Origin of the sequence: Aeromonas sp. FDAARGOS 1414 (assembly GCF_019047065.1) — a bacterium.
Classification (GTDB): domain Bacteria; phylum Pseudomonadota; class Gammaproteobacteria; order Enterobacterales; family Aeromonadaceae; genus Aeromonas; species Aeromonas veronii_A.
Map to the genome: position 1 here is coordinate 1,970,371 of NZ_CP077210.1, position 21,579 is coordinate 1,991,949.

Annotated in this window: 17 protein-coding genes; 14 read left to right on the forward strand and 3 right to left on the reverse strand. The window is 59.0% G+C overall.

All coding sequences use genetic code 11. The features are described from left to right. The first annotated feature begins 35 nt into the window (after nt 1–35). The 3 genes from glgC to tyrA all read left to right on the forward strand — a co-directional run bounded on the left by glgC (nt 36) and on the right by tyrA (nt 4,035). Nucleotides 36–1,352 carry a glucose-1-phosphate adenylyltransferase gene (gene glgC, locus I6L44_RS08650; RefSeq protein ID WP_216954048.1) on the forward strand — a complete coding sequence of 439 codons (1,317 nt, stop codon included), beginning with the start codon at nt 36–38 and terminating at the stop codon, nt 1,350–1,352. 346 nt (nt 1,353–1,698) lie between these two features. Next, nucleotides 1,699–2,772 carry a 3-deoxy-7-phosphoheptulonate synthase gene (locus I6L44_RS08655; protein WP_088869704.1) on the forward strand — a complete coding sequence of 358 codons (1,074 nt, stop codon included), beginning with the start codon at nt 1,699–1,701 and terminating at the stop codon, nt 2,770–2,772. Nucleotides 2,773–2,907: 135 nt separating this feature from the next. After that, nucleotides 2,908–4,035: a bifunctional chorismate mutase/prephenate dehydrogenase gene (gene tyrA, locus I6L44_RS08660; RefSeq protein ID WP_088869705.1), complete on the forward strand. Its 1,128-nt coding sequence runs from the start codon at nt 2,908–2,910 to the stop codon at nt 4,033–4,035. A gap of 632 nt (nt 4,036–4,667) precedes the next feature. Here tyrA and I6L44_RS08665 read toward each other — a convergent pair. Beyond that, a complete protein-coding gene (locus I6L44_RS08665) occupies nt 4,668–5,717 on the reverse strand; it encodes a porin (protein ID WP_088869706.1) in 1,050 nt (349 codons plus the stop codon). A 395-nt stretch (nt 5,718–6,112) separates the two neighbouring features. On the opposite strand from I6L44_RS08665, the gene dinG reads away from it, so the two are divergent. The 3 genes from dinG (at nt 6,113) to I6L44_RS08680 (ending at nt 9,983) form a co-directional block, all read left to right on the forward strand. Further along, entirely contained in the window at nt 6,113–8,185 is a 2,073-nt protein-coding gene (gene dinG / locus I6L44_RS08670) for an ATP-dependent DNA helicase DinG (protein ID WP_216954050.1), read from the forward strand. A gap of 142 nt (nt 8,186–8,327) precedes the next feature. Further along, entirely contained in the window at nt 8,328–8,987 is a 660-nt protein-coding gene (locus I6L44_RS08675) for a DUF2057 domain-containing protein (RefSeq protein ID WP_216954052.1), read from the forward strand. A gap of 99 nt (nt 8,988–9,086) precedes the next feature. Further along, on the forward strand, nt 9,087–9,983 hold the full coding sequence (locus I6L44_RS08680) for a histone deacetylase (RefSeq protein ID WP_216954054.1): 897 nt from the start codon (nt 9,087–9,089) through the stop codon (nt 9,981–9,983). Nucleotides 9,984–10,141: 158 nt separating this feature from the next. Here the strand turns inward: I6L44_RS08680 and ylqF are convergent, their stop codons facing one another. Next, the gene (gene ylqF, locus I6L44_RS08685) at nt 10,142–11,092 is read right to left on the reverse strand and encodes a ribosome biogenesis GTPase YlqF (RefSeq protein WP_005334061.1); all 951 of its coding nucleotides are present in this window, start codon (nt 11,090–11,092) and stop codon (nt 10,142–10,144) included. Between the two features lie 323 nt (nt 11,093–11,415). Between ylqF and I6L44_RS08690 the strand changes: the two genes are divergently transcribed. The 8 genes from I6L44_RS08690 (at nt 11,416) to I6L44_RS08725 (ending at nt 20,093) form a co-directional block, all read left to right on the forward strand. Further along, on the forward strand, nt 11,416–12,813 hold the full coding sequence (locus I6L44_RS08690; RefSeq protein ID WP_216954057.1) for an alkaline phosphatase: 1,398 nt from the start codon (nt 11,416–11,418) through the stop codon (nt 12,811–12,813). A gap of 11 nt (nt 12,814–12,824) precedes the next feature. Beyond that, on the forward strand, nt 12,825–14,216 hold the full coding sequence (locus tag I6L44_RS08695) for an alkaline phosphatase (RefSeq protein ID WP_216954059.1): 1,392 nt from the start codon (nt 12,825–12,827) through the stop codon (nt 14,214–14,216). Nucleotides 14,217–14,288: 72 nt separating this feature from the next. Next, on the forward strand, nt 14,289–14,975 hold the full coding sequence (locus I6L44_RS08700) for a hypothetical protein (protein ID WP_005344606.1): 687 nt from the start codon (nt 14,289–14,291) through the stop codon (nt 14,973–14,975). Nucleotides 14,976–15,057: 82 nt separating this feature from the next. Further along, a complete protein-coding gene (locus I6L44_RS08705; RefSeq protein WP_216954061.1) occupies nt 15,058–15,795 on the forward strand; it encodes an ABC transporter substrate-binding protein in 738 nt (245 codons plus the stop codon). Nucleotides 15,796–16,041: 246 nt separating this feature from the next. Next, nucleotides 16,042–16,437, forward strand: a complete 396-nt coding sequence (gene rnk / locus I6L44_RS08710; RefSeq protein ID WP_005334070.1) for a nucleoside diphosphate kinase regulator — start codon at nt 16,042–16,044, stop codon at nt 16,435–16,437. 192 nt (nt 16,438–16,629) lie between these two features. After that, nucleotides 16,630–17,220, forward strand: coding sequence for a transcriptional regulator UhpA (gene uhpA, locus I6L44_RS08715; RefSeq protein WP_216954063.1), 591 nt, complete (start codon nt 16,630–16,632; stop codon nt 17,218–17,220). Beyond that, entirely contained in the window at nt 17,217–18,737 is a 1,521-nt protein-coding gene (gene uhpB, locus I6L44_RS08720) for a signal transduction histidine-protein kinase/phosphatase UhpB (protein WP_019445271.1), read from the forward strand. The genes uhpA and uhpB overlap by 4 nt, the downstream gene beginning before the upstream one ends. 21 nt (nt 18,738–18,758) lie before the next feature. Continuing rightward, nucleotides 18,759–20,093, forward strand: a complete 1,335-nt coding sequence (locus tag I6L44_RS08725) for an MFS transporter (protein WP_216954065.1) — start codon at nt 18,759–18,761, stop codon at nt 20,091–20,093. 18 nt (nt 20,094–20,111) lie between these two features. On the opposite strand, the gene I6L44_RS08730 is transcribed toward I6L44_RS08725, so the two are convergent. Further along, complete coding sequence (locus I6L44_RS08730) at nt 20,112–21,248, reverse strand: GGDEF domain-containing protein (RefSeq protein ID WP_216954067.1); 1,137 nt, start codon at nt 21,246–21,248, stop codon at nt 20,112–20,114. Between the last annotated feature and the right edge of the window lie 331 nt (nt 21,249–21,579).

Sequence of the window (21,579 nt, forward strand, 5' to 3'; positions counted from 1 at the left end):
AACATTGTAGTGATTTATCTACAAAGGGATATGAGATGTTGTTACAACCTGCCAATACAGCAAAAGCCAGACAGTTGCTGAACGAGACCATGGCTCTGGTACTCGCAGGAGGGCGGGGTAGTCGCCTCAAACAGTTAACCGACAACCGTGCCAAGCCTGCCGTCCATTTCGGCGGCAAATTCCGCATTATCGATTTCGTGCTCTCCAACTGCATCAACTCCGGCATTCGTCGGGTCGGTGTCGTGACCCAGTACAAATCCCACAGCCTGTTGCGCCATCTCCAGTCCGGCTGGTCTTTCCTGCGCTACCAGATGAACGAATTTATCGATCTGCTCCCTGCCCAGCAGCGAGTGGATGAGGTGAACTGGTATCGGGGTACCGCCGATGCGGTCTACCAGAATCTGGATATCATCCGCGATCACGCCCCCAAATATGTGGTGGTGCTGGCAGGCGATCACATCTACAAGATGGATTACGCCGCCATGCTGCTCGACCACGTCAATATGGGTGCCAAGGTGACTGTAGCCTGCATAGAGGTGCCACGCAGTGAAGCAAGCGCCTTCGGGGTAATGGCTGTGGATGATGATCGCAAGATCAACGCCTTCGTCGAAAAGCCCGCCAACCCGCCTGCCATGCCGGGCAAGGCCGACACCGCGCTGGCCTCCATGGGCGTCTATATCTTTGATGCCGAATATCTCTACCAACTGCTGGAAGAGGACATTGCCAACGCGCAGTCCCATCATGATTTCGGCATGGACGTGATCCCCCGCGTGGTGAAAGAGGGCACCGCATTCGCTCACCCGTTTGGCATGTCCTGTGTCGGTTGCTGTCCGGATCGCCGTCCCTACTGGCGCGACGTGGGCACCGTGGACTCCTTCTGGGAAGCCAACATGGATCTCGCCTCCGTCACGCCGGAGCTGGATATCTACGATCAGGAGTGGCCCATCTGGACCAGCCAGAACATGACCCCTCCCGCCAAGTTCGTGCAGGACAGAAACGGTCAGCACGGCATGACCATCAACTCGATGTTTTCGGGCGGCACCATCGTCAGCGGCTCCTTCATCCTGAGCTCGGTGCTCTTCACCAATGTACGGGTCGACTCCTTCTGCACTCTGGATCAAGCCGTGATCTTCCCGGGTGTGGAGATCGGTGCCGGCTGCCGGCTGCGTCGGGTAGTGATCGACAAGGGGTGCAAGCTGCCGGAAGGGATGGTGATCGGTGAGAACGCCGATGAAGATGCCCGCCGCTTCCACCGATCCGAACAGGGGATCGTACTGGTCACCAAGCCCATGCTGGATGCACTGGCAAAAACGGCGCGCAAGCAGGCTGTAGAGCAGGCCGTACCGGCATAACTCTCCGACCAGCACTGTTATCGCGACAAAAAACGGGAGCCCTTACAGGCTCCCGTTTTTTATAGCCACTTGCCCCCCGCCATTCGACCTCCCCTTTTTAGACTGTAAATATATAATTACAGCAGTAGCTTTTCATGGACAAATTTGGCAGTTAATCCAAACCTTTGGCGATGAGCAGTACTTTCATATTGCCAAAAGGCTATTAAATTCCATATTCACACTTGAAAGTTGGCATTTACTTGGTATTGTGATGGCCATTCGTAACGAAAGTGGTACTTTCGTAAACTTAAAATTACAGCTGGTGGTATCAAAACCAGTGTGCTGACTCTGACGAGGCGAAGAGGCTATGCAACGAGATCCCCTGAACAATATACATATCCAGTCCGAACAAGTGATGATCACGCCTGCCCAGCTCAAGGAGAAGTTACCCATCTCCGACAAGGCGCTGGCATTCGTGCAAGGGGCCCGCAATACCATCGCCGATATCATTCACCGCCGCGATCACCGGCTGCTGGTGATCTGTGGTCCCTGCTCCATCCACGACATGGACGCCGCCAAAGAGTACGCAACCAGACTCAAAGCGCTGCATGATGCCTATCAGGACTCTCTCTACATTGTCATGCGGGTCTACTTTGAGAAGCCGCGCACCACGGTCGGCTGGAAAGGCTTTATCAACGACCCCAATCTGGATGGCACCTTCGATGTGGAACTGGGGCTGCACCGTGCCCGCGAGCTGCTCTGCTGGCTGGCGGAGCTGGAGTTGCCGCTGGCCACAGAAGCGCTCGACCCCATCAGCCCGCAATACCTGGCCGAGCTCTTCTCCTGGTCAGCCATCGGCGCCCGCACCACCGAATCCCAGACCCACAGGGAGATGGCGTCCGGCCTCTCCATGCCGGTCGGCTTCAAGAACGGCACCGACGGCAACTTGGGGACTGCCATTAATGCGTTGCAGGCGGCCTCCTCCCCTCACGCCTTTATGGGGATCAACCAGCAGGGCCAAGTTGCGCTGCTGCAGACCCAGGGCAACCCGGATGGCCACGTGATCCTGCGCGGCGGCAAACATCCCAACTACGACTCGGTCAACGTGTCGCTGGCGGAAGAGGCGCTGGAGAAAGCGGGCCTGCTGCCGAGCCTTGTGGTGGATTGCAGCCACGGCAACTCCAGCAAGGATCACCGTTTGCAGCCCAAGGTGGCCGACAACGTCATCCACCAGATCCAGGAGGGCAACCGCTCCATCATCGGGGTGATGCTCGAATCCAACCTGTTCGAGGGAAGCCAGTCCAGCGAGCAGCCCAAGGAGCAGATGCGCTACGGGGTCTCCATCACCGATGCCTGCATCGACTGGGACACCACCGCTACCCTGCTGGCCCGCTGCCACAACCAGCTGGCTGACCCTCTCAAGGGCAGAACTGCACGGTAAGCCGTGGTATCTTGTCGTAACCTATTGAACAATCGAGGTATCACCGCTGGTGGCATCAAGCCGCTCACGCCGTGATACCTTGTTGCATCTTGAATTTCAGGGCGCCGCCACTCGCGGCGCCAGCAGGGACTGGATATGGCTGAAGAGTTGAATGTACTCAGGGACAAGATAGATGCGGTGGACAAGCAGCTGATCGATCTGCTGGCCGCCCGTCTGGCCCTGGTAGGAGAAGTGGGTGAAGTAAAGAGCCGCCACGGCCTGCCCATCTATGCACCGGATCGGGAGGCAAGCATGCTGGCCCGCCGCCGCGCCGAGGCCGAGCAGTTGGGGGTGCCCGGCGATCTCATCGAAGACGTGCTGCGCCGTGTGATGCGCGAATCTTATGCTAGCGAGAAAGATACAGGCTTCAAATGCATCAAGCCGAACCTTGGCAAGGTGGTCATCATCGGCGGTCAGGGCCAGCTTGGTCGGCTGTTTGGTCATATGTTCAGCCTCTCAGGCTATCGGGTCGAGACGCTGGAACAAGCCGACTGGCCGCGCGCTGACGAGATCCTCGCCGGAGCCGGTCTGGTGATGGTAGCGGTGCCCATCGATATCACCTGCCAGATCATCGATCGCCTCGGCAACCTGCCCGCTCACTGCCTGCTGGTGGATGTCACCAGCGTGAAGGCGGCGCCGCTCGAACATATGCTGGCGGTGCATCAGGGGCCGGTACTGGGACTGCACCCCATGTTCGGGCCGGATGTGGCGAGCCTCGCCAAGCAGGTGATTGTCTGCTGTCAGGGTCGTGACCCCGCCGCCAGCCAATGGCTACTGGATCAGATGACCATCTGGGGCGCCCGCTTGCAACAGGTGGAAGCCAAGGCCCACGATGAGGCGATGACCCTCATTCAGGCACTGCGTCACTTCGCCACCTTTGCCTATGGCTGGCACCTCTCCCAGGAGCAGGCCAATCTGGATCGCCTGCTGAGTTTGAGCTCCCCCATCTACCGGCTGGAGCTCGCCATGGTGGGGCGGCTGTTTGCCCAGGATCCCCACCTCTATGCCGACATCATTTTGTCGTCACCGCAGAATCTGGCGATGATCCGTCGCTACTACCAAAACTTCGGCGAAGCGCTGGGGCTGCTGGAGCGAGGAGACAGGGACGGTTTCATCAACGCATTCTCGCAAGTTTCCGGTTTCTTCGGCGAGCATGCCGACCAGTTCCTGCGTGAAAGCCGCATGCTGCTCGCCCAGGCCAACGACCACCGCCAACACGGCTGATCCTGCAAAAGCAGGAACGCTCATATCACCAAAAAGGGAAGATACTCAGGCATCTTCCCTTTTGTTTGTTACTAATTTCAACGCTAACTCAGTCGAGAGCGGCGACACACCAAGCACCTACCGCTGATTGGCCTCACAATCCCCTCCCCCTGTGCAGCATCACATCCACCATGTATGCCCCCTCAATATCCGCACAATCCGCGCAAATAGCACCGCCCCTTGCAAGGGCAGCCAGATTCTCACGGTCAAACCAAGCTGCTGCGAGCAACGACTGTATGACGTAAAGGAGAGCAGTGCCCTCCCCATCAAAGAGATAAGCAGGAAGCAGGAAGCAGGAAGCAGGAAGCAGGAAGCAGGAAGCAGGAAGCAGGAAGCAGGAAGCAGGAAGCAGGAAGCAGGAAGCAGGAAGCAGGAAGCAGGAAGCAGGAAGCAGGAAGCAGGAAGCAGGAAGCAGGAAGCAGGAGAGATTAACCGAGACAAATGGTTTGCCAAAGATCACTTAACACAGCAATCCGGCGATTTATCATGGCGCCAATCCGCTGTCGCCAAAAAAGAAAATGGCCGAGAAATTATCTCGGCCATTTGTAGCCTGGTCAAAGACTCAAGCCTGGATATTACTCTTGTTCAACTTATTAGAAGTTGTACTGCAGAGCAACAGTCCACTCGTCGTCATGCTTCTCGATACCCTGGATCTTGTACTCGGTGTAAGCTTTCAGCTTCGGAGTGAAAGCGTACTGAACACCCAGCAGGGTCTCGTCAACCAGATCCTTGTAAGTAGAACCGGCAGCTTGAGCGTTGGCCTTGCCTTCTTTGAAGTTGTAACCAGCCAGGAAGGTCCAAGCATCTACGTTGTAAGAAGCAGCCAGCTCGTAACCACGGCCGTCATCTTTCAGACCCAGGCTCTTGTTCTTCACTTCGCCTTCAGTGTATACACCGGCAAAATAGAAGCCATTGATAGCGTAGTGCGCGCCAATAGCCCACTCGTCTTTCTTACCAGTCTGACCATTAACTTTGTTTTGCAGGTCGGAGTAGGCATAACCGGCGTTGAAGCCCAGGCCGAAGTCAAAATCGTAACCGGCGGCAACGGCATAAGCTTTCTTACGCTTAACGTCGGAACCAAAGATGGCATCTTCTTTGACCTTCTGACCAACGTCAGTGATCTTGACCGCTACGTCGTCATTGGTTTGGTAGGAAACTTTACCTTTGAAACCACCGAAGGTGTTGGAGTAGATAACCTGGCCTTCCTGACGACCGTCATAGAAGTTACCCGCATCGCCCCACTCGTTGAAAATATCGGTCGGCTCGAGTACGTCGTAGAAAGCAGTGTCGGTCTGACCGAAGATGATTTTACCGTACTGGGTGCCGTCAAAGCCTGCATAGATATGACGAGCATCGAACTTGCTAGACTTACCGTCACTGCCCTTGTCGGAGTTTTCAGCAGCAACTTGCCACTCGGTCTTGGCGATACCGGACCAGGTGTTGTTCAGAGCAACTTTACCGGACCAGCCCAGACGGGAAGAACCAATCAGCTCGCCATCGGTATCATCGTGCTCACCGTAGTAGTTAGCCTGTACACGGCCGTATACGTCGAAAGTGGTACCGTCTTTGTCATAGATCACTGCGGCGTTAGCGGCGGATGCAAACAGAGCCGGAATAGCAATAGCCAGAATTGTCTTTTTCATAGTTTCCAATGCCTACTGTAATTAAACACTAAGTTGTTGTTATTCCCTGTGTTAGCGATGTTCTTTGCATCACTATGCCGCCGAGACTAGCACCGGATTTTTTGAACCGCAATGAAAAAACTTGGAACTTTTTACGCAAACCATAGTCATGGAGGCAAAAATGTGAGCCAAGTCTCACCTGACGGCAAGGTAAAAGGAAAACGTTTACAATGAATCCTGCTGATTATTTGGACTCAAATAGTCTATTTTGCATGCAAATAACGCTAACTACCTGATAAACAACCAAAGTGGTCTGATCAGCGTAAAACTGCCGTGATAATGGCTGTTGCCTCGACCTCACCGAGGGGTTGCGGGTATCCTTGTCCTTCTATTGACCCCTAACTGGCCTTCTCTTCATGCTCTCTACTCGCCTCAAAGCAACCATTCGTCAAACCTATCGCCAGATTTCGGATGGATTACCCGGTTTTGTGCCGCGCAAAGAGCAGAACTTTCTGGTGGCCGAGATAGCCAAAACCCTGACCGGCGAGTACGACAAACAACGCCGTATTCTGGTTGCCGAAGCGGGCACCGGTATCGGCAAATCCCTCTCCTATGCGCAGGGCGCCATTCCGGTGGCGCGACTCACCCAGAAGAAGCTAGTGATCTCCACCGCCACAGTGGCCCTGCAAGAGCAGCTGATCCACAAAGACCTTCCTTTTTACCACCGCCACAGCGAGCTTCCGTTTCGCTTTATGCTGGTCAAGGGGCGTCAACGCTACTGTTGCGAGCATCTGCTGGAGCAGGCAACCAGTGGCGCCGAGATGGCCAACTTCGAGCTCGACTTTGGCAGTTTGAGCAAATCCAAACCATCGGACAGCGACAAGGATCGCTACCAGGCGCTGTGGCAGGCCTACACCAATGGCAAGTGGGACGGGGATCGGGACAACTGGCCGGAGCCCATTCCCGACACTTGCTGGGATCGCATCGCCGCAGACCGCCACACCTGCAACAAGGCGCTGAGCCATCACCAGCACTGCCCCTTTCATCGCGCCCGCAACGACATGGAGAGCGCCGATGTGCTGGTCGTCAACCATGCGCTACTGCTCTCCGATCTCACCATGGGCGGCGGCATCATTCTGCCGCCCCCTGATGAGTGCATCTATGTGCTGGATGAGGCCCATCACCTGCCCACCATCGCCCGGGATCACGGCGCAGCGTCGGCCAGCGTCAAAGGCTCGCGTCGCTGGCTGGAGAAGCTGGTACAAAGTGCAGGCAAGCTGGCGCGGACTCTTAATAAGGAGAGCCTGCTCGACCCCCAACTCAAACTGCAGGATGCACTGGCCACCATCCAGCCCGATCTGAAGGCGGTCGAGCAGTGGCTCAGCGCCAACGATCGGCTGTTTGGCACGGAACCCCACTACCGCTTCGCCGAAGGGGTATTGCCGGATCCCCTGCCCATGCTGGCAGAGAATCTCAAGGAGTCGAGCAAGAAGGCTCTGCGGGCGCTGGATCGGATGCAAGGGGCCATAGGTGAAGCGCTGAAAGATGGCGAGATCCGCCGCAAGGAGGCCGAACCTCTGCTGGCAGAGAGCGGTTTTCATCTGCAACGGCTGGAGAGTTTCTGCGCCCTCTGGGAGATGCTGGGGCGCCATGTGCCGACCGGTAAAACCCCGCTCGCCCGCTGGATGGCCAAGAGCGATGACGGCGATATCTGGCTGCACGCCTCACCGATTGAGGTGGGCTATCTGCTGGAGGAGTGGCTCTGGTCGAAATGTCTGGGAGCCGTACTGGTCTCCGCGACCCTCACAGCACTCTCTTCCTTTAGTTATTTTCGCCATCAGGTGGGGCTCAAGGAGCACGACGGTACCCGCTATCTGCGCCTGCGCTCCCCCTTTGACTACCAGAAAGCCGAGCTCTATCTGCCCAAGATGGAGCACGAACCCAACTCACCAGCCTTTACCAATGAACTCATCAGCGTGCTGCCACGTATTCTGGCGGGCAAGGAGGCGAGTCTGGTGCTCTTCTCCTCCTACCGCCAGATGAATGAGGTGGCCGTTGGCTTGCGAGCCAAGGGACTGTCACTGCTGGTGCAGGGGGAAGCCTCCCGCAATGCCCTGCTCACCCTGCACAAGCAGAAATGCGATGGCGGTCAAGCCAGCATCCTGTTTGGTACCGGCAGCTTCTCGGAGGGGCTGGATCTGCCGGGTCACTACCTCACCAATCTGGTGATCACCAAACTCCCCTTTGCGGTGCCCAACTCACCGGTCGAGGAGGCTACCGCCGAGTGGGTGGAGCAGCGAGGAGGCAACCCCTTTCTGCAACTGACGGTGCCGGAGGCATCGCGCAAACTGATCCAGGCCTGTGGCCGCCTCATCCGCAAAGAGGCCGATCGGGGACGGGTCACCATTCTGGACCGGCGTCTACTGACCAAACGTTATGGCAAGGGGTTACTTGATGCCCTCCCCCCGTTTACACGGCGGTTCGAATAAATAAGCATGCCGTTATTGATAAATGAACTGACAACTGCACGAACATACACCTCCAGAAAGAGCCATTGCCGCAGTAGACCAAACCTGTAAAAATGAGCCCCTGTTTTCAGTGGGCAATCGCCTGACTGTTCAAGGAGATGAAATGAAACTGACTGTTCTGGTACCGGCGCTGGCTGGTCTGTTGTGGGCCGGTAGCGCCTTGGCTGATGCCAAACTGGAAGTATCCACCCCTTACATCGTGCAGTTGATTGATGGCCAATCCATCAACCCCCAGCTGCTCGACAAAACCAGCACCTTCCCCCTCTCTGCCGGCAAGCACCAGTTGGTCGTCGCCTTTGAAGGCAACTACTCCAGCCGTAACGAAATCAAGCTGGTGACCGCCGAGCCGCTGGTGCTGAACTTCACTGCAGCCGACAATCAGCAGCTGGTGCTGGACTATAAAAAGCCCCGCAATGAAGCAGAAGCCAAACAGTTCCTGAAAGATCAGAAAGTGGCGCTGAAAGACAAGGTCACAGGACAGCAAGTGAGCAGTGAACAGTTCGTAATGCCGAAAGTAGAGGGCTTCCAGCTGACCCGTGACTATCAGCAAGAGCTGATCAACATGGGCAAAGCTTTCAACCAGCCCAAAACCGTTGCCGTCTCCTCTGCTGCCGTGATGGCTGCCGCCAGCGCACCGGCCCAAGCCGCGCCCAGCAAGGCGCAAAGCAATCCGGAAGCCCTGACCCAACTGCAAAACTGGTACAACAAGGCCGATGCGGAAACCCGCAAAGCCTTCCAGATCTGGGTTATCCAGCAGCAGTAATCCGGAAACATCATCCTGACCCGTCGGGAATGACAAGGGGAGCTTGGCTCCCCTTTTTCATATCCAGGTTCATCTCTGCATCGATGGAACAATGCCCTGATGTCACTGCATATTTTCTATCACCCCCTCTACTCCTCCCTGACCCTGCCCGAACGCCATCGCTTCCCGCTGGCCAAGTATCAGGGGCTGTTTGAGCGCTTGCAGGTGCAGGGTTACCCCCTTGGCGAAGCGCCGTCGGCCACCCGGGAGCAAATCTGTCGCATTCACGATGCTGATTATGTCGCGGCGGCCCTGAGTGGCCAGCTTGAAGAGCGCGCCATCCGCAAGATCGGTTTTCCCTGGTCACCCATGCTGATGGAGCGCACCTTGCGCTCGGTGGGTGCCACTATTGCCGCCAGCCGCTATGCACTTGAGCAGGGCTGCGGCTTGCAGATCTCCGGTGGCTACCACCACGCCCACCGGGATCACGGCAGCGGTTTTTGTCTGTTCAACGATCTGGTGATTGCGGCCCAGGCTTGCCTCGACGAGGGGCGCTGTGAACAGGTGCTGATCGTCGATCTCGATGTGCATCAGGGAGATGGCAGTGCGGCCCTGTGCGCTGGACGGCGCGATATCATCACCCTCTCCCTCCATGGGGAGCATAACTTTCCCCATCACAAAGCCGCCTCTCACCTCGACTTTCCGCTGCCAAGCGGCATGACGGATGATGCCTATCTCACCACACTGCAACAGGCGCTATCACTGGCACTGCAGCTCTATTCGCCGGATCTCATCCTCTATCAGGCGGGCGTCGATGTGCATCATGCCGACGAGCTTGGTTATCTCTCCCTGAGCGATGAAGGGGTTCGCCTGCGCGATGCCATGGTGTTTGACTGTGCACTGCTGCACGGCGTGCCCATCGCGGCAGTGCCCGGTGGCGGCTATCGCCGCGACTGGCAACAGCTGATCCCGCTTCATATGTCGCTGTTTGAAATAGCGCGCCACCGTTTTGGCTGATGGCATGGCTTTATAGCGCGGACACCCCATCAGAGTCGGGCGGGCACTTCACCAGATAAAACAGAAGAGGCGACCCCTGGGGTCGCCTCTTCGTGTTTCGTCCTCTCGGTCACACAAGCTCGCTCGTTGTCAGGCAAGCTCGGGACGCCTGAGGATAACTATTTCTGACGCTTGCGGGCGTACTTGCGACGGGCGCGGGCCTGACGCTCCTCTTCCCGCTCGGCCTTCTCTTTGGCTTTTTGCTCGGCTTCTGCCGCGGCTTCGACAATCTCGACGCTCACCATCTCCGGCGTCTCCAGCGAGATGCGGCCAAGCAAGCCGGAGCGGAACTCGTTAATCAGGATCTCGGACGCCTTGTGCAGGTCGGCCAGCCCCCCTTTGCGCATAAACGCCCGCTGGCGGGCGATCATCTCTAGCAGCTCGATCTCGGTCTCGGGCAACTCGTCAATCTGGTAACGCGCCTTGATCCGCTCCGGATAGGCCTTGATGAAGTAATCGGCGGCGAACATGGCGATATCGGCATAGTCGAAAACCGTGTCCTTGATGGCCGCAGTGATGGCCAGACGATAACCGCAGGAGGGCGGATTGAGCTTGGGCCAGAGAAAACCCGGGGTATCGGTCAGGATAACGTTGTTATCCAGCTTGATCCGCTGCTGGGACTTGGTCACCCCCGCCTCGTTGCCGGTACGGGCGATGATGCGCCCCGCCAGGGTATTGATCAGAGTGGACTTGCCCACGTTGGGGATCCCCATGATCATAGCCCGCACGCCGCGCAGCTCAAAATTGCGCTCCGGCAGCATCTCATGGCAGAGGGTCAGCAGTTGCTTGATCTTCTCCGGCTCTTGTTGCGTCAGCGGCAGCGCCTTGATCCCCTTCTCTTTTTCCATGTGCGCCACCCACAGATCGGTGATCGCCGGATCGGCCAGGTCCGCCTTGTTCAGCACCTTGATCACCGGGGTATCACCACGCAGCTCGGGCACCAGCGGGTTTTCGCTGGAGAAGGGGATGCGGGCATCGAGCATCTCGATGATCACATCGACCTGGGGCATGACCTCGGCAATCTCTTTGCGGGCCTTGTGCATGTGACCGGGGAACCAGTTGATGGACATATCCGTTACTCTCTGTGGGGGCTGCGGGCGCGCGCATGGAACAACAGGCGCTCTGCCGCGGGCATCGAACGAAGGGGGCGCATTTTACCTGCTGCGGGCACATTTTGACAGGTCATTCTAGCCATCACTTCATCAAATCAGCAAACCGCCGAGGCGGAGCAACCTTGCCGGAAGCGACCGGACCAACTGGCTCAATTGATAGATAACACATTGATATAGTGTAACATTTTCATCACTTTTTCACACAACCGTCACCGATAGTCAGTAAAAGTGTCATCTGCCCCCTCTAGGCTGCGCTCAGGTTTTACAAGGAGCGAACCCCAATGAGAAAAATGGCAGGACTTGCAGTGATAATCGGCGCCGCCCTGGCTGCCGGCTGCAAATCAGACAATGACACGGTGGCGACCAAGCCCGCAACCCAACCCACCAACGTCATCTTCTTCCTCGGTGACGGCATGGGCCTCAACACCCTGACGGCCGCCCGCATCTATGGTGTCGGCGAAGAGGGTGATCTCACCATCGATACCCTGCCAGAGACGGCCTTTATCAAGACCTTCTCCCACGATGCCCAGGTCACTGACTCGGCCCCCTCCATGGCGGCCTACATGACCGGGGTCAAGAGCAACAACGGTGTCATCAGCATGGACGGCGACGCCACCTATGAAAGCGACTGCAGCAAGAGCGCCGGCAAGCCGGTGACGACCCTGCTGGAGCTGGCCAAAGCCGATGGCCGCGGTACCGGTGTGGTAACCAGTACCCGGGTGACCCACGCCACCCCGGCGGCTACCTATGCCCATATCTGCAACCGGGATCTGGAGGCTGATATCGCCGTCCAGCTGGTACCGGGCGGCAAAGGCTACAACAGCGCCCTCAAGGAGGGGCTGGATGTGGTGCTCGGTGGCGGCAGCAGTTTCTTCCTGCCCAAAGCCGACAAGGGCAAGCGGGAGGATGGCCGTAACCTCATCAGCGAAATGCAGGCCAAGGGCTACCAGTTTGCCAGCAATCTGGATGAGCTGAACAAGGCCGATGCGGGCAAACCGCTGCTGGGTCTGTTTGGTTCCAGCCACATGAAATATGACCTGGACCGCCCTGCCAGCGAGCCGTCACTGGCCCAGATGACCCTGGCCGCCATCAAGCAGCTCAAGGGCAAAGAGAAGGGTTACTTCCTGATGGTGGAAGGGGGCCGCATCGACCACGCACTGCACGACACCAACGCCAAGCGGGCGCTGCAGGACACCATCGCCTTCGACAACGCCATAAAAGCCGCCATCGACGAGGTGAAAAAGAGCGACCCCGAGCTGAAAAACACCCTGATCGTGGTCACCGCCGATCACGACCACACGCTAGTGCTCAACGGCTATGCCAAGCGCACCGGCAAGACCACCGCCGACAACCCCGGCGTACTCGGGCTGGTGAAGAACTACGAGACTGGCGAGCCAAGCAAGGATAGCGAGGGTATGCCCTACACCATCATCGGTTTTGGCAACGGCTACAACCGGGTGGACGGGCCACGCAGCAGCGTCGCACCACTCGACGATGCCACTGTCTCCGCCAATGACTACCACCAGGAAGTGGTGGTCAAGGTAGGCGAAATCGGCAACGAGACCCACGGCGGCACCGATGTCTTCCTCGGCGCCATCGGCAAGGGGGCTGACAGCTTCCATGGCTCACTCGATAACACCGCCGTGTTCGGCAAGATCAAGGCTGCGGCCAAGCTGTAAGGAGCACTTTCATGAGCAAACAGATGAACACATCCATCAAGCACACGCTGGTCTGCGCCGCCCTGTTCAGTGCGCTGGGTGCAACCTCCCAGGCACAGGCCGGTGATGCCAAAAACGTCATTCTCTTTATCGGTGATGGCATGGGCCCCACCGTGCTCACCGCCACCCGCCTGTTCAAGGTGGGAGAAGAGGGCAATCTGGAGATGATGAAACTGCCGCGCAGTGCCCGCATCAAGACCTTCTCCAACGATGCCCAGACCACCGACTCGGCCCCCTCCATGGCGGCCTACACCACCGGGGTCAAGATGAACAACGAGGTGATCGCCATGAGCAGCGATACCAAAGCCGTCGCCCCCGGCAAAGACGTCAATGGCAACAAAACCGTCAACAATTGCAGTAGCGATAACGGCAAGCCAGTGCCCACCATCCTGGAGCTAGCCAAGGCGGCAGGCAAATCGGTCGGGGCCGTCACTACCACCGAGCTGACCCACGCGACCCCGGCGGCTACCTACGCCCACATCTGCCATCGGGATGCCGCTTATGACATCGCCGCACAGGCCGTTCCGGGAGGAACTGGTTTCAACCAGGCGCTGGGGGATGGGGTCGATGTGCTGATGGGCGGTGGTGCCAACCACTGGACCCCCTACAGCGCCAGCAACAAGGGCGGTCGCAATGACAACCGCGACCTGACCGCCGAGATGAAGGCGCAGGGATACAGCTATGTCACCACCCAAAGTGAACTGGCCAAGCTCACCAGCGGCAAGGTGCTCGGTCTGTTCAGCAGCAAATCCCACTTGGACTACGAGCTGGATCGGATCGCCAAAGGGGCTGCCAATACCCAGCCTTCCCTCTCCGAAATGACCGCCAAGGCGATCGACCTGCTGAGCCAGAACAGCCAGGGTTACTTCCTGATGGTAGAGGGTGGCCGTATCGATCACGCCCTGCACGGCACCAATGCCAAGCGCTCACTCACCGACGCGGTGGCTCTGGATGAGGCGGTCAAGACGGCGCTGGGTAAAGTGGATCTCAACAATACCCTGATCGTGGTCACCGCCGACCATGACCACACCATGACCATTAACGGCTACTCCGCCAAGGGCAATCCGGTGCTGGATCTGGTGAAAAATGGCGACGGCTCGACCCAGAACGACGTGGATGGCAAGCCCTTCACCACCCTGGTGTTCGGTAACGGCCCCAACCGCCCCGATGTACGCCCCGTCCTCACCAGCGATCAGGTGATGGCTAATGACTATCTGCAGGAGACCGGCGTCAAACTGACATCGGAAACCCACGGCGGCGGCGATGTGATGCTGTTTGCCGATGGCGCCGGCAGCAACCGCTTCAAGGGCACGCTGGATAACACCAAGGTGTTTGGCAAACTGCGGGAGGCGCTCGGCCTGTAAGCAGCAGGGGCCCGGGTGCATCTGAGCAATCGACTCAGCGGCCCGGGCCCCGGCTCTTTCGAGCGACAGATGATGATGCGACTTTTGCTTTCGTTATGGCTGCTTGGCAGCACCTTCGCCTTCCCCCTGCATGCTGACGACACGCCCCCGGATCTCGCCGCCCGGATCAGCTATCACGACCGGAACACCGGCAGCGATGGCATCGCCAGAGAGAGTGTCTGGCAAGAGAAGTGGCTGCGCGTGGGCAATCAGGTGTGGAGCCAGCGGCTCATTCCCCTCCCCCTTGCCCGTGCCTATCACGCCACTCACGATGCCACGCCCGGCCACAAGCACTTTACCCACCAGATGGCAGCCCGCTGGGTCAGTCGCAGTGATGAAGGTGAGTTGCAACTGCGTTATGCCGACAGCTGGCACAACCAGCTGGTTGAGGTGCCGGTGGAAGAGTATGGCCAGGTGGCCTTCAAACCCGACTGGCCACGGATCCGCCATCTCGTCAACCCGGCGCTGATCGAGGGGATGACCCCGCTGGATGAGGCCGCCCCCGAGCAGGCCCGCTGGTATGAGAAGCGCGAAGGGCAGCAACGAACCCGGATTCTCTGGTCGAGTCAGTGGCAGCTCCCGCTGGTGGTCGAATCGGCCAGTCTCGACGGCTATCGCAGCTACCGGATGGAGGTGACCTTGCGCAAGCTGCCTGCTCAGCTCCCCTGGCAGCAACTCGCTGATTACGAAGTGCGCGATCTGCGCGATTTCTTCGACTGAGATCCCAACCCCTCAGCGAGCCCAACGACAACGCAGGCAGGAATGTTACACTCTGCATATTCGACTCTGGCTCACGACCTTGATGCGCGCTCTCTGCCTGCCCTTTTTTGCACTGCTGTTGTTGCTGGTACACACCGGTGCCCAGGCTATTGTGCTGGTGGCGGCCGAGCTGCCCCCTTACGTCATTCGCTCCTCTCACGGCAAACCAAGCGGTGTCGCCATCGAGATCATGGAAGAGGCCGCGCGACGCCTTAAAGAACCGCTCACCATCGAGTTGATGCCGCTGGCCCGAGCCCTCACCCAAACCGCCCATCGCAAGGATGTACTGCTGATACCGCCAGTACGCAGCTCTCAACGGGAGCATCTCTACTACTGGGTTTCCCCCATCCTTGATGAAGAGTTCCTCATTGTCAGCAATCGCCACAAGCATCCCACCCCGCTCATGATAAACGCGCTTCCTTCACTCAAGGTGGGCACCTTGCGTCACTCCTTCGGCCAGTATCTGCTAAAGCAGAGGCTGAATCTCGCCAGCCAAACCGTCGCCACCGAAGACCTCAATGCCCTCAAACTGCAACGAGGACGCATCGATGCCTGGGTCGCAGCCTGGAACGTCATCCTCTACAACCAGCAGACGGGCGGATTTTCCATCGATGAGATAGTAGAAGGCGAATCCTTGATGCGTACCCAGTTATTTATCGCGGCCAGCAAGGATTTTCCCTTCACCGAAGGGCGTCGCTGGCAAGCCGTGATTGACGAGATGCGCCATGATGGCACACTGGCGCGGATCATCCGTCAGTACAACTATCAGGTTCCTGAGTAGTCACTCAATCACGGTTGCCAAGGCCGGCCAGAATGGTTATGGTAGCCCCATGAAAATACTCGCTATTTCCTCGCATTTGCTCACACCCTGCTGAGCCCCCCGCCTCGCTCCTTCGGCCGCGAGTCGCTTGGGGGCATGGCATTTTCAATCGATTGAACCTGTTGAATCCATTTTTGTAACACTTTGCGTGATGGCCAACCTGCACCCGCCGGTATGGGCCTATCCGCTATTGATAAGGAATATCTTATGAAACAACCTCATCTGGTTATCTCCAGCCTTGATCTGGACCGTATCGAACAACTGCTCGGCAACCACCCGCAGCATCTGGCCCTGCAAGAGGAGCTGGACCGCGCCGAGATCCGCGAACCGGCCGACATGCCGCCGGACGTGGTCACCATGAACAGCAAGGTACGCTTCAAGATGCAGAGCAGCGGCAACGAGTTCTGCCTCACCCTGGTCTATCCGCGCGATGCCAAGGGCGACGAGAGCAACATCTCGGTACTGGCGCCGGTAGGCAGCGCCCTGCTCGGCCTGAAAGTGGGCGACAGCATCGCCTGGCCGGGCCCGGCCGGTCGCACCATCGAGGTCGAAATTCTGGAAGTGGTCTATCAGCCGGAGCGCGCCGGCGAGCTGCACCGCTGAGTCCCCCGGGCTGGTCATCCCCTGTTGATCAGCCCACTTGCTCGCCCTTGCCAGCTGATCCCGATCAAGCTTTGTTCACCTTGCCCCCCGGTTTTTAGCCCCTTTTCCTGCTGCTGCTTGAGCCTGACTCGGGGGGCAGGTATCTTGTTGGCCGCGTCATGGTCATGACGCACCGAATTTCAGGCTGACATCATGATAAAAATTGCCCTCATCGACGATCACCAGATCGTCCGATCCGGTTTTGCCCAACTGCTCAATCTGGAGCCAGACCTGCTGGTGGTCGCCGAATTCGGCTCCGCCAGCGACGCCCTTGCCGGCCTGCCCGGCAGCGGGGCGCGGGTCTGCGTCTGCGACATCTCGATGCCCGACCAATCGGGGCTGGATCTGCTCAAGCAGCTCCCCTCCGGTCTGGCCGTGGTGATGCTCTCGGTGCATGACAGCCCGGCCCTCATCGAGCAGGCACTGCAAACCGGCGCCAAGGGATTTCTCTCCAAGCGTTGCAGCCCGGACGAGCTGATCGCCGCCGTGCGCACCGCCGCCCAGGGGGGGTGTTATCTGACGCCGGACATCGCCCAGAAACTGGCCAGCAGCAGCCGGGATCCCCTCACCAATCGGGAGCGGGAGATTGCCCAGTTGCTGGCGCAAGGGCTGGAGGTGAAGGCCATCGCCGAGCAGCTCGGTCTCTCCCCCAAAACGGTCCACGTCCATCGCGCCAACCTGATGGACAAGCTCAAGGTCAGCAACAACGTCGAGCTGGCCCACCGCATGCTGGATAGCTGGTGATCTCCCGTTTTGCCAGCTATGTCGCCATCGCGCTGGCGGCCTGCTTCATCTTTGCCGCCGGCTGGTTTTGCCTCTGGAGCATCAGCCTGCATCTGGCGGGTGGCCCGGCGCTGGCGGTGCTGCTGTTCCCTTTCGGTCTGCGCCTCGGCTTGCTGCTGCAAAGCCCGGGCCACTACTGGCCGCCGCTGTTGCTGTGCGAAGGGCTGCTGCTCTACTGGCTCAATCTGGAGGTAGGGCTGCCCCACTGGCCTTGGCTGGTCGCGGGCAGTCTGCTGACCCTGCTACCGCTGCTGATTGCCCGTCGCCAACAGGTGCGCAACGACTGGCAGCAACTGTTGCTGCTGCTCGCCACCGTCACGGCGGCGGCGCTGCTGCAAGCCCTGCTCTGGCATCTGGCGGGGGAAGATGGCCTCTCGGCACTGCTGCTCAGCCTCACCGGCGGGCTGACGCTGACCTCCACCTGCATGCTGATCTGGCACTACCTCACTCGCGCCACCTGGGTGCCGCTGGGGCCTGCGTTGGTGGATCAGCCGGTGGAGTGGCGCTTTCGCCATCTGGTCTGGTATCTGCTGCTGTTCGTGCTGAGCCTCTGGCTGCAACTGGGGTTGCCCAACTCGCTGGTGCGCTTTACCCCGTTTTGTCTGGCCATCCCCATCATCGCCATGGCGTGGCGCTACGGCTGGCAGGGGGCGCTGCTCGCCACCCTGATGAACACTATCGCCCTGCTGGCGAGCCAAGCCTGGCATGACCACCCCCTCGATCTGCTGCTCTCCCTGCTGGCCCAGAGTCTCACTGGCCTGCTGCTGGGTGCCGGGATCCAGCGCCAGCGCGAACTCAATCAGGCGCTGACGCGCCAGCTCGCCCACAATCGCCAGCTCACCGAGCGGCTGCTGGAGACCGAGGAGAGCATCCGCAAGGAGGTGGCGCGCGAGCTGCACGACGACATCGGCCAGACCATCACAGCCATTCGTACCCAGGCAGGGATCGTGCGCCGCCTTGCCCCCGATAATGCCGGGGTGGGCCAGAGCAGCGCCCTGATAGACACACTATCGCTCGGGATCTATGACGCTGTGCGCGGTCTGCTCGGGCGGCTGCGCCCGCGCCAGCTCGACGACATGACGCTGGAACAGGCGGTACGGGCACTGCTCAGAGAGCTGGAGCTGGAGCGTCACGGCATCGTCACCCGTCTGGAGTGGCAGCTGGCAGATGGGGATCTCTCGGATGCCCAGCGGGTCACCCTGTTTCGGGTCTGTCAGGAGGGGCTCAACAACGTGGTCAAACATGCCAACGCCCACTCGGTCACCATTCGCGCCCGGGCCAGCGGCGAGCAGTTGCAACTGGTGCTGGAAGATGATGGCCGCGGTTTGCCGGAAAGCCGCCCGCAACAGGGCTATGGCCTGCTCGGCATTCGCGAGCGGGTACAAGCGCTCGGTGGCAGTCTGCAACTCTCCTGCATCCACGGCACCCAGCTGACGGTCAACCTGCCCAGTCGCAGACGGGAGGAGAGTCATGGCTAATCACTACCAGAGGGCCAGCCAGTGCTGAGTTTTATGAGAAGCGCGCCGCCCCGGCCCCTTATCCGGGATCAGGCCGAGATCGACGCCACCTATCGCCACTGGCGGCTGCACCTGCTGCTGACCATGTATCTGGGCTACGCGGTCTTCTACTTCACCCGCAAGAGCTTCAACTTCGCCATGCCGGACATGCTGGCGAGCGGCATGCTGGACAAGTCCGATATCGGCATGCTGTGGACTCTGTTCTACATCACCTACGGCTGCTCCAAGTTCTTCTCCGGCATCATCAGTGACCGCGCCAACCCGCGCTACTTTATGGGTGTCGGACTGATGGCCACCGGCGTTATCAACATACTGTTCGGCCTCTCGTCGGCACTCTGGATGTTTGCCGCCCTCTGGGTCGCCAACGCCTTCTTCCAGGGCTGGGGCTGGCCCCCCTGCTCCAAGCTGCTCACAAGCTGGTATTCGCGTACCGAGCGCGGCGTCTGGTGGTCGGCCTGGAACACCGCCCACAACGTCGGCGGCGCGCTCATTCCCCTTATCGTCAGCACCATCGCCCTGCAACATGGCTGGCGCTACGGCATGATAGTGCCCGGCCTTATCGCCATCGTGGCGGGTTTGTTCCTCTGCTGGCGGCTGCGGGATACCCCGAGCGCCATGGGGCTGCCGACAGTAGGCGAGTGGCGCAAGGACGCCATGGAGCTGGCCCAGCAGACCCAGGATGCGGGGCTCTCCCATCGCCAGATCTTGCGCAAATATGTGCTGGGCAACCCCTATATCTGGTTGCTCGCCTGCTGCTACGTGCTGGTCTATGTGGTGCGCACCGCCATCAACGACTGGGGCAATCTCTACATGACCGAGCAGCGCGGCTTCAATCTGATGAGCGCCAACTCGGCCATCTCCATGTTCGAGGTGGGGGGCTTTATCGGCGCGCTGGTGGCGGGCTGGGGATCGGACAAGCTGTTCAACGGCAACCGTGGCCCAATGAACCTCATCTTTGCGGTGGGGATCCTGCTGGCGGTGGGGTCACTCTGGCTGATGCCCTTCTTCAGCTATGTGATGCAGGCGGCCTGCTTCTTTACCATCGGCTTCTTCGTGTTTGGCCCCCAGATGCTGATCGGCATGGCGGCGGCGGAGTGCTCCCACAAAAACTCGGCGGGAGCGGCTACCGGCTTTGTCGGCCTGTTTGCCTACATGGGGGCGGCGCTGTCGGGCTATCCGCTGGCCAAGGTGATGGAGATCTGGCACTGGAACGGCTTCTTCGTGGTGATCTCGGTGGCGGCGGGCATCTCAGCCCTGCTGCTGCTCCCCTTTCTCAAGGCGCAGGCACCACGCCCCCAACCTGCCGACACGATGTGATACCGGACTGAGCGGGAGTTACGCCTCCCGGCCAGCCTGACAGACCCGATTCTTGCCCTGCCGCTTGGCGCAATAGAGCGCATGGTCGGCCTGAGTGAACAGAGGATCAAAGTACCACTCCCCGTGCCAGTGGGAGAGCCCCATGCTGACCGTGATGGAGAGGCCGCCCATGTTGCGGTTCGCGACCGCCTCCAGCAATCCCTCGCAGCGCTGCAGCGCCAGCACACCGGGCTGCGAGAAGAGCAGCACAAACTCCTCGCCACCGAAACGGCTGCACACCAAATCGGGCTGGCTACCCAGATAGGCGCCGAGCTCGGCCAGCACCCGATCACCCACCTCGTGGCCATACTGGTCATTGATCTGCTTGAAATCATCGATGTCGAGTACGGCCAGCGCGCCGCCGTCACCCAACTTTTGCTGCTTCAGCTGCTCCATAAAGCCGCGCCGGTTGAGCAGGCCGGTGAGAGGGTCGTGACTCGCCTGCTGGTGCAGCGCCAGCGCCCGGTACTGGGTACAGAGCAGCAGCACCCCGAAGGTGGAGAGATAGCTTCCCATCAGCATGGAGAGGAAGGGCAGCACATTGACCCCGCTCTTATCCATCAGCATCTGCACGTTGTCCTGCCACAGGAACCAGAGCCGCATCAGGTAGAAGGCGTAGAGCAGGATGTTGACCACGGTAAAGACCATCACCGCCGGCAAATAGTCGGGATAGCCGTGACGCCAGACCAGATAGACGATCACCGCCCCCAGCACCATGTAGCTCAGGCAAGCCAGCATCACCCTAGACTCCATCCCCCCCTTCACGATGCACCAGCTCAGGATAATCAGATAGATCAGCATAAAGAGCACACCGGCACGCCAGTTCGGCGGCTGGCCGAAAAAGCGCTGCAGCGCCAGCGGCATCAGCGCGATGCAGAGCGTGATCAGGGTGTTGGCCAGCCAGATGCCGGATGGGCTGGGGAAAAATGCCTGCAACGAGAATAGCGTCTGGGCCACCAGCGCACAGAGTGCAGACCACCACCAGTAACCGATACCGGGGATCTCCCTGTGGGTAGACCAGATGATGGAGAGGGTGATAAAGCCAAGACTGTAGCCACCCAGCGCCATCAGCATCAGGGTAAAAACGTCCAGTTTCAGCAGCAGTGAGAGCGCCATACAAGAACCAGTTTCAGAAGGTAACTGAGTATATGAGAAGCGTTTGCCAAGACCCAGAGGGGGCTGACTGTTTTCACTATAAAAACATATTGTTTACTGTCTTTGTGACCTGCTTGTCCTGTCGGGATCGCACCACCGCAGGTACAGATAAAGTCAGAGTACAAAACAAGTCACAAGCGAACCCCATCATATGTAACAAAAGGTATTGAACACAATTTGGGCTTGAACCGGCCACGTTAGATAGATATGTTGTTTTCGTGTGATTTTATGAGTGAAGCGGTGAGCAAAAAGCGCCTCTAACCTATTGAGTATTCTGACACAATTGGTTTTT

Excerpts from the sequence above, each read along its gene's own strand:
- rnk (WP_005334070.1), top strand. The coding sequence starts at position 16,042 with ATGAAACAACCTCATCTGGTTATCTCCAGCCTTGATCTGGACCGTATC.
- I6L44_RS08700 (WP_005344606.1), top strand. The coding sequence starts at position 14,289 with ATGATGCGACTTTTGCTTTCGTTATGGCTGCTTGGCAGCACCTTCGCC.
- I6L44_RS08690 (WP_216954057.1), top strand. The coding sequence starts at position 11,416 with ATGAGAAAAATGGCAGGACTTGCAGTGATAATCGGCGCCGCCCTGGCT.
- I6L44_RS08680 (WP_216954054.1), top strand. The coding sequence starts at position 9,087 with ATGTCACTGCATATTTTCTATCACCCCCTCTACTCCTCCCTGACCCTG.
- ylqF (WP_005334061.1), bottom strand. The coding sequence starts at position 11,092 with ATGTCCATCAACTGGTTCCCCGGTCACATGCACAAGGCCCGCAAAGAG.
- uhpA (WP_216954063.1), top strand. The coding sequence starts at position 16,630 with ATGATAAAAATTGCCCTCATCGACGATCACCAGATCGTCCGATCCGGT.
- I6L44_RS08730 (WP_216954067.1), bottom strand. The coding sequence starts at position 21,248 with ATGGCGCTCTCACTGCTGCTGAAACTGGACGTTTTTACCCTGATGCTG.
- I6L44_RS08695 (WP_216954059.1), top strand. The coding sequence starts at position 12,825 with ATGAGCAAACAGATGAACACATCCATCAAGCACACGCTGGTCTGCGCC.
- I6L44_RS08655 (WP_088869704.1), top strand. The coding sequence starts at position 1,699 with ATGCAACGAGATCCCCTGAACAATATACATATCCAGTCCGAACAAGTG.
- I6L44_RS08665 (WP_088869706.1), bottom strand. The coding sequence starts at position 5,717 with ATGAAAAAGACAATTCTGGCTATTGCTATTCCGGCTCTGTTTGCATCC.
- tyrA (WP_088869705.1), top strand. The coding sequence starts at position 2,908 with ATGGCTGAAGAGTTGAATGTACTCAGGGACAAGATAGATGCGGTGGAC.
- I6L44_RS08705 (WP_216954061.1), top strand. The coding sequence starts at position 15,058 with ATGCGCGCTCTCTGCCTGCCCTTTTTTGCACTGCTGTTGTTGCTGGTA.
- dinG (WP_216954050.1), top strand. The coding sequence starts at position 6,113 with ATGCTCTCTACTCGCCTCAAAGCAACCATTCGTCAAACCTATCGCCAG.
- I6L44_RS08675 (WP_216954052.1), top strand. The coding sequence starts at position 8,328 with ATGAAACTGACTGTTCTGGTACCGGCGCTGGCTGGTCTGTTGTGGGCC.
- glgC (WP_216954048.1), top strand. The coding sequence starts at position 36 with ATGTTGTTACAACCTGCCAATACAGCAAAAGCCAGACAGTTGCTGAAC.